Source organism: Microbacterium esteraromaticum (genome assembly GCF_016907315.1).
Lineage (GTDB): Bacteria > Actinomycetota > Actinomycetes > Actinomycetales > Microbacteriaceae > Microbacterium > Microbacterium esteraromaticum.
The window spans coordinates 2,396,359-2,409,565 of sequence record NZ_JAFBBS010000001.1 but is presented as its reverse complement, the minus strand read 5'-3'; the positions used below and the strand labels follow the sequence as shown (position 1 = coordinate 2,409,565).

Annotated in this window: 14 protein-coding genes and 2 tRNA genes; 3 read left to right on the top strand and 13 right to left on the bottom strand. The window is 69.1% G+C overall.

Annotation, left to right across the window (positions count from 1 at the left end):
* Positions 1-30 precede the first annotated feature (30 nt).
* Genes JOE67_RS11545 through JOE67_RS11535 form a run of 3 tightly spaced genes read right to left on the bottom strand, consistent with a single transcriptional unit; the run spans position 31 to position 2,310 of the window.
* Positions 31-879 (bottom strand): NAD-dependent epimerase/dehydratase family protein, encoded by an 849-nt coding sequence (locus JOE67_RS11545; protein ID WP_204975698.1) that lies wholly within the window; start codon positions 877-879, stop codon positions 31-33.
* Positions 876-1,616, bottom strand: a complete 741-nt coding sequence (locus JOE67_RS11540; RefSeq protein WP_204975697.1) for an SDR family oxidoreductase — start codon at positions 1,614-1,616, stop codon at positions 876-878. The genes JOE67_RS11545 and JOE67_RS11540 overlap by 4 nt, the downstream gene beginning before the upstream one ends.
* 28 nt (positions 1,617-1,644) lie before the next feature.
* A complete protein-coding gene (locus tag JOE67_RS11535; protein ID WP_204975696.1) occupies positions 1,645-2,310 on the bottom strand; it encodes a TetR family transcriptional regulator in 666 nt (221 codons plus the stop codon).
* Positions 2,311-2,395: 85 nt separating this feature from the next.
* Here JOE67_RS11535 and JOE67_RS11530 point away from each other — a divergent pair, with 85 nt between their 5' ends.
* The gene (locus JOE67_RS11530; protein ID WP_239528109.1) at positions 2,396-2,890 is read left to right on the top strand and encodes a type 2 periplasmic-binding domain-containing protein; all 495 of its coding nucleotides are present in this window, start codon (positions 2,396-2,398) and stop codon (positions 2,888-2,890) included.
* The gene (locus tag JOE67_RS11525) at positions 2,887-3,879 is read left to right on the top strand and encodes a cation efflux transmembrane domain-containing protein (RefSeq protein WP_204975695.1); all 993 of its coding nucleotides are present in this window, start codon (positions 2,887-2,889) and stop codon (positions 3,877-3,879) included. The genes JOE67_RS11530 and JOE67_RS11525 overlap by 4 nt, the downstream gene beginning before the upstream one ends.
* A gap of 112 nt (positions 3,880-3,991) precedes the next feature.
* On the opposite strand, the gene JOE67_RS11520 is transcribed toward JOE67_RS11525, so the two are convergent.
* On the bottom strand, positions 3,992-5,305 hold the full coding sequence (locus tag JOE67_RS11520) for an MFS transporter (protein ID WP_204975694.1): 1,314 nt from the start codon (positions 5,303-5,305) through the stop codon (positions 3,992-3,994).
* Between the two features lie 163 nt (positions 5,306-5,468).
* Here JOE67_RS11520 and JOE67_RS11515 point away from each other — a divergent pair, with 163 nt between their 5' ends.
* The gene (locus tag JOE67_RS11515; protein WP_338041589.1) at positions 5,469-6,461 is read left to right on the top strand and encodes a LacI family DNA-binding transcriptional regulator; all 993 of its coding nucleotides are present in this window, start codon (positions 5,469-5,471) and stop codon (positions 6,459-6,461) included.
* On the opposite strand, the gene JOE67_RS11510 is transcribed toward JOE67_RS11515, so the two are convergent.
* From JOE67_RS11510 to JOE67_RS11470, 9 genes are all read right to left on the bottom strand, one after another.
* Positions 6,450-7,520 carry a C45 family autoproteolytic acyltransferase/hydrolase gene (locus JOE67_RS11510; protein ID WP_204975692.1) on the bottom strand — a complete coding sequence of 357 codons (1,071 nt, stop codon included), beginning with the start codon at positions 7,518-7,520 and terminating at the stop codon, positions 6,450-6,452. The two genes, JOE67_RS11515 and JOE67_RS11510, sit on opposite strands and share 12 nt — an antisense overlap.
* A 97-nt stretch (positions 7,521-7,617) precedes the next feature.
* A tRNA-Met gene (locus JOE67_RS11505) sits at positions 7,618-7,691 on the bottom strand.
* Positions 7,692-7,725: 34 nt separating this feature from the next.
* Positions 7,726-7,797 (bottom strand) — tRNA-Thr (locus tag JOE67_RS11500).
* 66 nt (positions 7,798-7,863) lie between these two features.
* Positions 7,864-8,997, bottom strand: a complete 1,134-nt coding sequence (locus tag JOE67_RS11495) for a M23 family metallopeptidase (protein WP_338041588.1) — start codon at positions 8,995-8,997, stop codon at positions 7,864-7,866.
* Positions 8,998-9,259: 262 nt separating this feature from the next.
* Entirely contained in the window at positions 9,260-10,051 is a 792-nt protein-coding gene (locus tag JOE67_RS11490; RefSeq protein ID WP_204975690.1) for an inositol monophosphatase family protein, read from the bottom strand.
* Positions 10,048-11,247, bottom strand: a complete 1,200-nt coding sequence (locus JOE67_RS11485; RefSeq protein ID WP_204975689.1) for a hypothetical protein — start codon at positions 11,245-11,247, stop codon at positions 10,048-10,050. Before JOE67_RS11485 ends, JOE67_RS11490 begins: the two co-directional genes overlap by 4 nt.
* A 109-nt stretch (positions 11,248-11,356) precedes the next feature.
* Positions 11,357-12,157, bottom strand: coding sequence for an enoyl-CoA hydratase/isomerase family protein (locus JOE67_RS11480; protein WP_204975688.1), 801 nt, complete (start codon positions 12,155-12,157; stop codon positions 11,357-11,359).
* Between the two features lie 73 nt (positions 12,158-12,230).
* Positions 12,231-12,722: an FBP domain-containing protein gene (locus tag JOE67_RS11475; protein ID WP_204975687.1), complete on the bottom strand. Its 492-nt coding sequence runs from the start codon at positions 12,720-12,722 to the stop codon at positions 12,231-12,233.
* 9 nt (positions 12,723-12,731) lie between these two features.
* The gene (locus tag JOE67_RS11470; protein ID WP_204975686.1) at positions 12,732-13,205 is read right to left on the bottom strand and encodes a nucleoside deaminase; all 474 of its coding nucleotides are present in this window, start codon (positions 13,203-13,205) and stop codon (positions 12,732-12,734) included.
* Positions 13,206-13,207: the final 2 nt, after the last annotated feature.

Below are 13,207 nucleotides of genomic sequence, written 5' to 3'. Positions count from 1 at the left end.
TCCGTGGCCCTCCGCAGCACCGGTGTGTCGTCAGGGATGACGGCGACGACCGTCGGTGAGCAGATGGCCGTAGCCGCTCTCGTGGTCGGGAAAGCGGAAGCGGAATCCGGATGCCAGGAGCCGGGCGTTGGAGCAGCGTCGCGCCCCTCCCCGTGTGCGCTCGACGTCACCGGTGGGAGGCTCGGGCATCCCGAGCCTGCCGGCGATGAACCGCAGCACCTCGCCGAGCTCGGCGGGCGCCTCATCGACGCCGAGATACAGCTGTTCGGGTGGCCCCGGCCTGGTGAGCAGGTGCACGGCAGCCGCTGCGGCGTCGTCTCGGTGGATGCGGTTCGTGATCGCTGACGTCTGCGGGATCACCGCGCGCCCGTCACGCACCAGGTCGATCAGGCGCGTGCGTCCCGGTCCGTAGATGCCGCCGAGGCGCAGCACGACAGCATCCGTCGACCGTCCGGCGAAGAAGTCGAGGAACCGGCGCTCGGCCTCGAGCAGCACTGCCGCGCGCCCCTCAGGCGCGGGGATGGGCGTCGTCTCGTCGACCACGCCCGACATCGATCCGTACACGGCCGTCGACGAGACGAGCAGGGCGCGCCGGGGTGCCGCGTCCGCGGCATCCATGGACTGCAGCACTCGATCAAGCCCGGTGAGGTAGGTGTGCTCATAGTCGTCACCGCGGCCAGGCGCCGCCGCGATCACCAGCAGTTCGGCACCGGGCCAGGCGGCGCCGACCGTGATGTCGATCGCCTCGAACTCGATGCCCGAGGTCGAGGCGGCGGGCGGGGTGCGGCGCCAGCCGATCACCCGTTCGCCCATCGCGTGCAGGCGGAGGCCGATCTCGGTGCCGAGATCGCCGCACCCCACGATGAGAGCTGTGCTCATGCCAGACCGCCGTTCGCGAAGATCGTCTGGCCGTTCACCCAGCGCGCCGGGCCGGCGAGGAAGGCGACGGTCTCGGCGATGTCAGAGGGCTCACCGAGCCGCTCGAGCGGAACGGCCTTCGCGAGACCCTGCACCGCCTCGTCGCTCTTGCCCTCGAGGAACAGCGGTGTCGCCGTGGGGCCGGGAGCGACGGTGTTGACCGTGATGTCGCGCCCGCGCAGTTCGCGCGCGAGGATCAGCGACAGGCTCTCGACCGCCGCCTTGGTGGCGACGTAGGGCCCGTAGGTCGGGAACTGCGTGCGGGTGACGCTGGTCGAGAAGTTGATGATCGCTCCACCGGCGCGCATGTGCTTCGCAGCCAGCTGCGAGACGACGAAACTGCCGCGCAGGTTGGTGCGAACGATGCGGTCGAAGTCGTCGAGCGAGTAGTCGGCGATCGAGCCGAGGACCATCACGCCGGCCGTGTTGACGACGACGTCGATGCCCCCGAACGCGTGCTCGGCGGCGTCGAACGCGGCCTGCATGGCCTGCTCGTCGGCGACGTCTCCTCCGACGGCGACGGTCTGTCCGCCGTTCTCGATGATCTCGGCGACGAGGGCGTCGGCCGCGGACTCGTTGCCCGCGTAGTGGACGGCCACCGCGAGGCCATCGGTGGCGAGCCGCTGGGCGACGGCCCTGCCGATGCCTCCGGAGGCGCCGGTGACGAGAGCGACGCGGGTGCTGGAGGTGGTGCTCATGTGTTCTTCTTCTCTTGTCGGGCGATGGTCAGACGAGCCGCTGCAGCCATTCGGCGAGCAGGTCGCGCTCTGCGGGCGTGAAAGCCTCGGAGGTTCCGAGGCGGGCGGCGACAGTCGTCGCCGCCGCGGAGACGGGGTCGCTCGGCGGCACGCCGTCGACGACCAGAGAGCGGAGCACGGCATCCCTCGTCGAGGCGGAAGCCGTGGCATCCGGATAGCTCTCCGGACGCAGGATGAGCCCGAGGGCCACTCCGCTGTTCGCAGCCATGACGATGCGGGCGGCATCGGCTGCGGGCATCCGCAGCCGACCCTGCGACGCGAGCCGCTGCAGCACGTCTTCGAGCAGCCCCATCGCCTCCGCCATCGCGGCGGGCCGGGTGGCGAGGGTCGAGGCGAAGACGAGGCGGTAGGCGTGCGGATGCCGCAGCGCGAACGCGGTGTGGTTGTCCCACCCCGCGCGAAGGTCGTCGAGGGGATCGGCGGAGTGCCCAGCCGCGCGCTTCGAAGCGAGGTACTCGCCCCAGACCTGGTCGGCGACGGCGGCGAGCAGGCCGTCTTTGTCACCGAAGTGCCGGTACAGCACCGGCTGCGTGACCCCGGCCGCCTCGCAGACGGCGCGCGTGGAGATCTCCCCCGACGGCGAGCGCGCGAGCAGTTCCGCCGCCTTCTCGAGTATCGCTGTCCTCGTGGTCACGTACCAATGATAACCCCACGAACGTATCGCTGGTACCGCCTCGCTCGCGTCCACCGGGTTCCGTTCGTCGCACAGGAGCGCCATCATGAGAACCGTGACCGGAAACCGACGTACACGTCGCACCATGTCGACCGCCGGCGCCCTTCTGCTGGCGATCGCCCTCAGCGGCTGCGGAATCAGCGTCCCTACCGACCCTGACGGCACTCTCGAGCACGTGACCGGGGGCGAACTGCGCATCGGCGCCTCACCCGACCACGGCCTCGTCGACATCGGCACCTCGACGCCCAGCGGGCCGCTGCCCGACCTCGCGGGCGAGTTCGCCAAGACGCTCGACGCCTCGCCCGAGTGGACGGTCGGCAGCGAGGAGACGCTGGTCGGGATGCTGGAGGCGGGCGACCTCGATCTGATCGTCGGGGGCTTCACCGAGAAGACGCCGTGGATCGACAAGGCCGGGATCACTCGCGGCTACAGCGGCATCCCCGGTGCCGACGGGCGCAAGATCGTGATGCTCGTACCGCTCGGCGAGAACGCCTTCCTCAGCGACCTCGAGCGGTTCCTCGACAAGGAGGTGGATTCGTGACCTCCTCGCATCGGGCCGATCACCAGTACGGGCGCACCGATCTGCCTCCCGAGCAGCAGAGGGCGCTGAAGAGCGCCGTTCGCTGGGAGATCTTCACCATCTGCTACACGAGCGTGACGATCGCCGTCGTCGCGCTGGTGGTCGGCAACTCTCAGGCCATGCGCACCGCGTGGATCGAGGACATGCTCTCGCTGACGCCGCAGATCGCCTTTCTCGTGGCGCTGATCTTCGTGCGGCGACGCCCCACACGCAGGCACCCCTATGGCCTGCACCGCGCGATGGGGGTCGGACATCTCGTCGCCGGGGTCGCCCTGCTCGTGATCGGCGCCAATCTGGCGGTCGAGTCCGTCATCGGACTGGTCACGGGCGAGCATCCGACCATCGGAACCGTGCGGATCTTCGGCCAGACGATCTGGCTCGGCTGGCTGATGGTCGCGGTGATGGTCGTCGTGGTGGTCGGCCCCGTCTTCATCTACGGGCCCGCGAAAGCGCGGCTCGCGCCCGTGCTGCACAACAAGCTGCTCTACGCCGACGCCGACATGGCGAAAGCCGACTGGCAGACCAACGTCGCCTCGATCGTCGGCGTGCTCGGCATCGGAGTCGGAGCCTGGTGGCTCGACGGCGCGGCCGCCATCTTCATCTCTCTCGGCGTCGTGTGGGATGGCTGGCGCAACACGAAGGGCGCCGTGCTCGATCTGATGGATCAGCGCGCGACGACCTATGACGACAGGAGCGCGCATCCGCTCGCAGGCCGGATCGTGCAGGAGCTTCGCGAGCAGGGCTGGGTGACGGATGCCGCCGTGCGCGTGCGCGACCTCGGCCAGGTCTTCCAGGTCGAGGCGTTCGTCGTGCCTGCCCGCGGCCGGGTGAAGGTGGCGGATGTCGATGCCGCGTCGTCGATGATCGCCGGACTCGACTGGAAGGTGCAGGACGTCGTGGTCATTCCCGTGTCGGAGCTGCCTGCCGAGGCAGACGACGGCGTGATCTGACTCGCCCGCCCGCCCCCGCCTTCATGCCGAGACTTCCGCTCCAGCATGAGACCGCGCCGCTGCGGGCAGGTGTCGTGCTGGAACGGAAGTCTCGCGTCAGAGCGGCGTGGGGTCAGTGCTCGCCGAGTTGCGCGCTCGGGGTGCGGAACGTCTCGCGAAGCCCCCACGCGCACAGCGCGAGCAGCACGCACGCCGCTCCCGAGTAGAGGCCGACGCCGAGCGAGCCCCGGTCGAAGGCGATGAACAGCGCGGTCGCGACCGGTGCTGCGGTGCCACCGCCGAGCGCGGCGCCGATCTGGTAGGTGGTCGAGATCGAGGAGTAGCGGCTCTCTTTCGAGAACTGCTCGCCGAGGAACGCCGGGATCACGCCCTGCGGCATGGCCATGAACACGCTCATCAGGATGTTGCCGACGATGGCGAGGAGCAGGATGCCGCTGTCGACGGTTCCGAGGAACGCGAAGAAGAACAGACCGTAGATGATCGACCCGCCGATCACGACCTTCTTGCGTCCGATGCGGTCTGACAGCAGCCCCATGAGAGGAGCAGCGGTCACGAACCCGACCGAGCCCACCAGCTGGAACACGAGGGTCTCGTTGTCGTCCCACCCGCGGTTGAGCGTGTAGGTCATGGCGAAGATCGTGCCGACGTAGGCGACGGTGTTGTAGCCGAACGCGACGCCGATGGCGAGCAGCATCTGCTTCGGGTGACGCCGGATGGCCGCGAGCAGGGGCACGCGCGGCGCGGCCTGCTTGTCGACCTTCTCATCAGGCATCCGGGTGCGCGCGATCAGGCCGATGACGACCAGCAGACCCCCCAGCCAGAAGGCGATGCGCCAGGCGCCGTCTTCGAGGCTGAGCCCGGGGATCGCGGCGATGATGAGGAACACGATCGTGCCGAACACGCTGCCCAGGCCGATGCCCATGCTGGTGAAGCTGCCCCACAGTCCGCGGCGCGACTCCGGAGCGTTCTCGATGCCGAACAGCGACGCGCCGCCCCACTCACCGCCGGCCGCGAAGCCCTGCACCAGGCGGAGCGCGATCAGGAGGATCGGCGCCAGCACCCCGACGGAGTCGTACGTCGGCAGGCAGCCGATCAGGAAGGTGCTGATGCCCATGAGCAGCAGTGTCAGCACGAGCATGGACTTGCGGCCGATGCGGTCGCCGAAGTGCCCGACGACGATGCCGCCGAGCGGGCGGGCGACGAAGCCGACGCCGAAGGCCGCGAAGGCGACCAGCGTGCCGACCAGGCGGTCTTCGGTCGGGAAGAACAGCTGCGGGAAGACGAGCGACGCGGCGAAGCCGTAGATGATGAAGTCGTAGAACTCGAGCGCGGTGCCGAGCCCGGAGATGAAGAAGGTGCGCAATCCGGTGACGCGCCGGGCGGGAGCCTCGGCGCGACCGTCGGGCGCGGTCTGAGTGTTCGTCATGGAATTCGTCCTTGAATCTGCGAAAGGACCGGTTCGGGGTCCGGTGGAGGGGCGCTGGCAAAGCTAGTTACGCAAAACGTTTTATGCAACACTGGTGACCAATACGCATCCGACTCGGACGAGAGGGAGTGGCATGCGTCGTTCAGGAGTCACCATTCGCGACGTGGCAGCGAAGGCCGGCGTGTCGATCACCGCCGTGTCGCACGCCCTCAACGACAAGGGAACGGTCAGCGCCGCGACCCGCGAGCGGGTGCGGCGAGTCGCCGAGGACCTCGGCTATCAGGCGGATGCCTTCGCCCGTGGCATGCGTCAATCGCGGATCGACGCCGTAGGGCTCGCGATCCGCTCCCTCGACGTGCTGGGCGACTACACCCCCGAGGGGGTGTACGTGTTCGACCGCTTCGCCGGCATCTTCGCCGCCAAGGCCCTCGCGCGCGGACTGAGCGTGACCCTCGTGCCAGACATCAGCGGCAAGGCGGTGCCGCCCCTCGCATTCGCTCTCGACGGCTACGCCGTGATGACCCCGCAGGAAGACGATCCGGTCACCGCGATACTCGAGCGCAGAGGCATCCCCTACGTCACCTATGGTCGCGAGCCGGGAAGGGAGCACCGCGCGTGGGCGTCAGAGGACGACGCCGACGCCGCCCGCAAGGCGCTGCACCATCTCGAGGCGGCCGGCGCGCGCAGCATCGTGCTCGTCAGCGGCACCGACCGCAATGCCTGGAACCTCGAGTACGCCGATGAGTATGAGGCGTGGTGCACCCGCACCGGCACCGCGGTGCGTCGCTATACCCAGCCTGAGGGAAGCGGAGTCGAGGGCGGCGCCGAGGTCGCGCGCCGCATCATCGCCGACGGGATGCCGGACGCCGTGCTGTGCATGACAGGACGCCATGCCGCTGGACTGCAGGCCGAACTGCAGTCACGGGGAGTCGTCGTTCCGCGGGACGTGATGGTCTTCGCGGCGTCCGACTCGGAGCAGGCGCGCATGGCGAAGCCCGCGATCTCCGCGTTCTCGTTCAGCCCCGCAGAGACCGCCGAGGCGCTGCTCGACCTGCTCGTGCAGCTGCTGGAGTCGGGGACCTGTGACGGCCCGCGCCGCACGAAGGTGCAGCTGCGGGCGCGGGCCTCGACCAGGCGGGCCGGCTCAGAGGCGTGACATGCCCTCGGCAGCCGCCTCGGCAGGGTCGCCGGCGAAGTAGTCGAGCGCGAAGCCGGGAACGTCGACGGAGATGGTGAGCAGCGTCTGCCACTGGTCGAGTCGTGGCAGGGAGTCGTCAGGACGGATGCAGATGACTGCGCCGTCGCCCTCGATGCCGCATGCCGCAGCCGCGCGCTGCACGGGCGTCAGACCGGCCAGCGTCGCGCGCACTCCGTCGAGGTGCTCGTAGCGCTGCACGCTCTCGGCGCTGTCTGGCATGGTGTCGCCCTGGGCCAGCTGCGGGTCGAGGAAGTGGTTGGTGTGGAAGAGCCAGCCATCGGGCCCAGGCTGCACGATCGCCATGCCTGCGGGCGACAGCTCGAGGCTGGCCGCACGAGATCCTGCAGCGGTGGACTCGAAGACGGTCAGCACTGTGGAGGCGCTGACCGTGGCGCTCTGGGCGATGCGGATCGCATCGTCGAGACTGCCGGCCTCGTCGAGCACGCGCCTCGCGACGGCGTGCACCGGCACTCCCCCGACATCGGAATCAGAGACGTGCGACAGGATGTTGAAGTGCAGACCGACGCCCGCGTCGTTGACGCCGATCTTGGCTGCGGTGCCGAACTCGGTGAAGAGCTTCACGTTCAGGCCCGCCTCGGACACGTACGCGCGCATGAGGCCCTCCGGCACGAGGAACTCGTGCCAGTCCCAGGTCTGCATGGTCTCGGGGGCGGTGTCGCCGCCGGTGAAGACCGCCGTCGAGCACTCGGCGCTGCGGGCCGGGGCGATGCCGAGGATCTCGGTGCGGGCGCCGACGGATGCGAGCTGCCACAGCTCGATGCCCGTCGAGGCGGCGATGGCCTCGGTCTCGGCGGCCAGGCCAGGGGCCCATGCGGTGAGCGATGCGTGCGAGCGCTCGGCGATGATGCGGACGGTCTCTGCCGGGATTCCGAGCTCGTCGAAGTGCTCGAGGTAGAGCCGAACGCTCTCTCGGAACTGCGGGGCGAACTCGGCGCCGAGTTCACGGCCGCCGTCGGCGGCGCTCGTCGCGGTGCTGGCGTGCTGGAGAAGCTTCATGGTTCGCCAGCGTAGGAGGGCAAAACGTTTTGTGCAAGGCGTTCGGCGACGGGCCGGATACGACAAAACCCCCGGCGTCACCGGGGGTTTCATTCTGTAGCAGGAGCGGGGCTTGAACCCGCGACCTCACGATTATGAGTCGTGCGCTCTCACCAACTGAGCTACCCTGCCGCAGGGCATTCGGATGGAGATCCGAAGTGCTGCGAGCCCCGAGTCAGGATTGAACTGACGACCCCTTCCTTACCATGGAAGTGCTCTGCCACTGAGCTATCGGGGCGTGCTACCCGTTTCCGGGCAACCAGATGAGATTAGCACCTGAGTGCACCTCTCGCGAAATCGAGGCCTAGTACTCGTACCGGCCGGCGTTTCGCTTCATCCACGGCAGCGGATCGACCGTCGTGCCGTTGATGATGATCTCGAAATGCAGGTGCGCACCGTACGAGCGGCCGGTGTTTCCGACCTTTCCGATGATGTCGCCGACCTTGATCTTCTGACCGGTCTTGACCTTCAGGGAGCCGTACTGCATGTGCGCGTAGTGGCTGGTCACGAGCTTGCCGTCGATCACGTGATCGACGTACGCCGTGACGCCGTAGTTGCCACCGGACTCGGTCGCGAGGCGAACCGTGCCGTCGGCGATGGCCTGGATGGGGGCACCTGCGCCCGGCACGAGGTCGATACCTGCGTGCAGGCGGCCCCAGCGCTGACCGTAACCCGAGCTCATCGCGACGCCGACCTTGAACGGCCACTGGATGGCCGCCTCGGGATCGTTCGTGTACAGGCTCTGCGAGAACTGGATGCCCTCGTCTGCGGCGACCTCGGCGAGCGAGACGGTCGAGAACGAGTCCGAGCGCACGAGCGCCTCATCCTGAACATCGGACGATGCGACGAACGCCTGGATCTCGTCGTCGCCGACCTTGGCCGAGGTGGGCGCCGCAGTTTCAGAGGCGACCAGCGAAGTGGCGGCGCCGCCCTGAGATGCGGCGATGGCCGAGACGGGGAGGGTCATCGACACGGCGATGAGGCCTGCGACGCCCATGACGCCGAGGCTGGCGCCCGCAGCGACGAACCGGCGCGCACGCGGGCGGCGGGGAGCGACGTGTGCGACGACTCCGGCCACGACCGGCTCGGTGGCGACGGGAACCTCGTCGACCGCGTCATCGGCGACGGGCTGGAAGCCGAAAGCCTCTGACGCCGCGGCGAACGCGTCTTCGTCGCTCACGACGGCCTGAGCGGCAGGCTCCGGGACCGGTGCGACGGATGCGGGGGTCTCGTCACGCACTGCGGGAGCGGGCGACGGAGCCGCGGCGGCGACCGATGCGACGATCTCGGCGATCACGGCGGCGGGTTCGGCGACGACGGCTTCAGGCTCGACCACCGGCCGCACCTCGGGAGAGCCGGTCGCGGCGATTCGGCGAGCGCGGCGGCTGCTCGCGGCGGCCGATACAGCGGCCGCGGTCACTGCGGCGGCAGCGGCCACGGCGGATGCTGCTGATGGGACCTGCTCCTCAAGCGGAGCGGTCGAGTTCGCAGGATTCGCCGAGACGGCGCGAAGTCGATTGGAACGACGCGTGGGGGCCGCGGCGTTCACAGTGTGCTCAGGGGGCAAAACGAAGTCTCTCGTGTTTCAGGTCAAGCTGGGGGAATCGTTGGGACACTCTCGCCGTTCGGGTAACGAAAGTAACGATCGGATAAACGATACCGTGCTCAGGCTGAAAAAGCCATGAGCCCGAACATATCGCTCATCGGCTCGGGGCGATCAGATCGCAGAGCCGATCATGCACACTGCGGCCGCCGGCGATGAGCATGGGTCGCGGCGCGTTGACGTCGAACCGGGAGACCAGTCCCCCGGCCTCCTGCACCAGCAGGGCGCCGGCCGCGTAGTCCCAGGGCTTCAGGCCCCGCTCGAAGAACCCGTCGAGACGTCCGGCCGCGAGGTAAGACAGGTCGATCGCTGCTGACCCCATGCGGCGGACGTCGCGAGCGATGGTCATCGCCCGTTGCACCGTCGCGATGTCCCCCTCGTGGGTCGAGGGGTCGTAGCCGAACCCGGTTCCGAGCAACGCGCCGGCCGGGGTCTCGGTGGTGACCGCGAGGCGTGTCCCGTCGTGCCACGCACCCTCGCCGCGAACGGCTGTGAACAGCTCGCCGAGCGCGGGCGCGCACACAGCAGCCGCGACGCTCTCCCATCGCTCTGGTTCGGGCTCGTCCTCGACGACGGCGATGCTCACTGAGTAGCCGGGGATTCCGTAGGCGTAGTTCACCGTGCCATCGATCGGGTCGACGACCCAGGTATAGCCGCTGGTGCCTCGTTCGGCGCCGGTCTCCTCACCGAGGAAGCCGTCGGCGGGGCGCTCAGCCCGCAGCCTTTCGCGGATGAGCTGCTCGACCTCGCGGTCAGCCTCAGTGACGATGTCGGCGACGGTGGACTTGGTCGCGGCGAGCGCGACGCCTTCCGCTCTCCGTCTGCGGGCCAGTTCACCCGCTTCCCGCGCGATGTCTGCCGCGAGCGCGCCGAGTTCCGCTGCTGTCACTGCTGGTCCTCACGAGCCGACGGGACGGGCGGGGCGGGTGGAGCGGGCGGGGCAGGCACAGCCGACGGAGCAGGAGGTGCCGGCGGAGCAGGGGGTGCCGGCGGAGCGGGCGGGGCAGCCGGAGCAGGGGGTGCCGACGGAGCAGGAGGCGCCGGCGGAGCCGCCTGGGCATTCGGCGCATCGCCCTGTCGGTGCAGATCAGCCACCTGTGCGACCGGGGCACTGGCATCCGGAGTCCGTTCGTCGCGCGGCGCGACCGACGGAGGCGGCGGGAATCCGGCTTGCCCCTCGTGGCCTGCGTGCGCCTCTCCGTACGGATAGGTGATGCCAGCCCCTGCGCTCTCGCCGTAAGGGTGCTGCACCGCCTCGAGGGTCGGGAAGCTCGCCGACTGCGGCTGCGGCGGGTAGGTCGGGCGGCCGGTGTAGTACGCGTTGAAGTCAGGGCTGCCGTCGGGCAGAGCCGGCAGAGGGGTACGACCGTCGGCGTACGTCGGCCACATCTGCTGCGGAGCCATGGCTGCCGGCGCCGGGCGCGGGCGGGTCGCTCGCGGGGCGAACAGGGCGTTGAGCAGCGGAATGAGCGTGGTGCCCACGGCGGCGAGGATCGCCAGTGCGATGACGATCCGCCAGTACAGGTCGTCGTAGACGAACTGGTCAGGGAAGCTCAGGTGGAACACGAGCATCGCAATCAGCCCCGCGAGCATCGCGAACGTGACCATCACGATCACACGGGTGAACGTCGTGACATAGCGACGCGAGGCCCGCACGAACAGGCGCAGGTGCACGAGCGCGAGCTGCAGGATGCCGATGACCAGCAGGAACTGGAAGAACCTCGCGCCCACCCAGCCGTACGACTCGGCGATGTGGTGCGGCAGCCAGATCTTCACCGCGCCGACGAGCAGCACGATGATCCAGCTGATCATGCTCGCCAACGCCAGCCAGTCGGGCCGTCGCTCAGCGAGATGCGCCTCGGCGATAGCGACCCCGGCGAACAGAGCGAGCAGCAGGATCGTCAGGAACGCCCGGCCGATGATGCCGTCCTGATCGCCGATCAGCACCCACACCACGCACACGAGGGCGGCGGCGATCAGCGCGCCGATCGCGATCCAGATCGCGCCGCGCAGCAGCTTCGATGACATCGGCTTCTGGTCGTCGGCGGTCGTCGGCTGTTCAGCTGACGCAGTGACGTCGGACATGATGAGATCCTCCCGCGGTCGGTGCTCTCATCCTCGCACGCACCGACGCCGGGCACCGGATGCTGTGGATAACGCGCTGATCCTCGGCGGAAGGCAGCGGTGCGGCGACTCAGCGCTTGCGCGATGCCGCCGCGAAACCAGCGATACGCGCCTGCGCGTCGGGGGTGTCGAAAGAGGCTCCGATCGACTCCGCCTCAGTGCTCAGCTGCTCCTCGAAAGATCGAGAAGGCTGCGAGCGAACCAGACGCTTCGCCTGACCGTAGGCGCCCGCGGCGCCGGCGAGCCAGAAGCGAGCGATCTGCTCTGCGCGCTCGCGCACAGCATCCGCCTCGGCATCCGCACCGCCGTCGGCGTCGGCGGTGACCGCCTCGGCGACGAGGCCCCAGTCGACTGCTTCATCGGCGGACAGCATCCGATCCTGCAGCACCAGCTGCAGTGCCCGCCGTTCGCCGACCGCGCGCGCGAGCTGGGCCGACACCGAGAGGTCGGGCGTGAGCCCGATATTCGCGTACAGGCTGCCGATCTTCGAGCTCGCGCCGACGACCGCGTAGTCGCTGCACATCAGGATGCCCAGGCCGCCGCCGGCCGTCGTGCCGTGTGCCGCTGCGACGACTGGGACAGCCGAGGTCGTGAGTGACAGGATTCCCTCGTTGATGACCCGCGCGAGCGAGGTGATCTCCCGCCCGCTCCCCATGCTCGTCGACATCGCCACCACGTCGCCGCCGGCGCAGAAGGCGCGGCCGTTGGCGTCGATGAGGATGGCCCTCACGTCGTCGCGTGAGACGACCTCGGCGGTGACGTCGCGCCATGCGTGCGCCAGATCGGCGTCGAAGGCGTTGAGGCTCGCGGGGCGGTTGAGCGTGAGCCGAGCGAGGCCCTCGTCGACCGTGAGCAGAAGCGGATCGGTCATGGCTCTCCTTCGATGCACAGGACGGGGTTTCAGTTTAGCTGGCACTCAGGTTCATCACCTGGTTGCCGCACGATCAGGCTTCTGAGAGCACCCGAACGACGAAGTCCTCCATGCGGCGCTTCGTGCCGTCGAGCCGCTGGTCGGCCTGTCCAGGCGCGCGCACCTCACTCGGGGCGAGCGGATGCGCGAGCCGCACGTTGTCGTGGCATGACAGATCGGCGCAGATGTAGGTGCCCGCGCTGTCGCCGCGTCGCCCCTTCGCTCCCCCGCGCCGCGCGGTGAGCAGCGCGACCTGGTTGCCCGGCTGCATGGTGCGGCAGATGTTGCACATGCCCGAGCGCACGCGCGCCGGATCGGTCGACCGCAGCACGATCCCCAACGGGCGCCCCTCGTGCTCGACCACGACCACCGCGCGCCGGCTCGACTCGGGGTCGCGCCAGGCGAGGAAGTCGATGTAGTCCCAGTCGGTGAGAATGAAGTCGTGCGGCATCGCGATCTGGGCGATCTCATCCGCATCGGCGTTGCTGATCGCCTCGCGGACCTGGGCCTCGGTCAGTGGTCGCATCGATCCAGTCTAAGAAGGCCGGCGCTCGACGAGGCGCTGCTGCAGCTGCTTCACCTCGTCGACGAGCTCGTCGGCGGGCCCGTCGACTTCGACACCGGGCGCGACCGCCTGTATCGGCGGTGCCGCGACCGGTCCGGGCTCGAGGCCCCACTCCGCCCGCCGCTGCGCCGAGGAGGTCGCGTACACGATGCGGCCGAGCCCCACCCACGCGTGCGCCGCCGAGCACATCGGGCAGTGCTCGCCTGAGGTGTAGACGACGGCATCCGCTCGCTCCTCGGGCGACATCTTCGCGGCCGCCCAGCGTGCGATCTCGAACTCCGGATGCCGGGTCTGGTCTCCCCCGGCGACACGATTGCGGTCTTCGAAGAGCACGTCACCGGCTGCCGAGACGATGAGCGACCCGAAAGGCTCGTCACCGTCGTCGAGGGCCTCGCGCGCGAGGTCGACGCAGCGGCGCAGGTGGGTCAGGTCGGTGGCATCCATCG

Coding starts and splice junctions, on each gene's coding strand:
- JOE67_RS11545 (WP_204975698.1), bottom strand. CDS start 879: ATGAGCACAGCTCTCATCGTGGGGTGCGGCGATCTCGGCACCGAGATC.
- JOE67_RS11530 (WP_239528109.1), top strand. CDS start 2,396: ATGAGAACCGTGACCGGAAACCGACGTACACGTCGCACCATGTCGACC.
- JOE67_RS11470 (WP_204975686.1), bottom strand. CDS start 13,205: ATGGATGCCACCGACCTGACCCACCTGCGCCGCTGCGTCGACCTCGCG.
- JOE67_RS11475 (WP_204975687.1), bottom strand. CDS start 12,722: ATGCGACCACTGACCGAGGCCCAGGTCCGCGAGGCGATCAGCAACGCC.
- JOE67_RS11485 (WP_204975689.1), bottom strand. CDS start 11,247: ATGTCCGACGTCACTGCGTCAGCTGAACAGCCGACGACCGCCGACGAC.
- JOE67_RS11510 (WP_204975692.1), bottom strand. CDS start 7,520: ATGAAGCTTCTCCAGCACGCCAGCACCGCGACGAGCGCCGCCGACGGC.
- JOE67_RS11520 (WP_204975694.1), bottom strand. CDS start 5,305: ATGACGAACACTCAGACCGCGCCCGACGGTCGCGCCGAGGCTCCCGCC.
- JOE67_RS11540 (WP_204975697.1), bottom strand. CDS start 1,616: ATGAGCACCACCTCCAGCACCCGCGTCGCTCTCGTCACCGGCGCCTCC.
- JOE67_RS11480 (WP_204975688.1), bottom strand. CDS start 12,157: ATGACCGATCCGCTTCTGCTCACGGTCGACGAGGGCCTCGCTCGGCTC.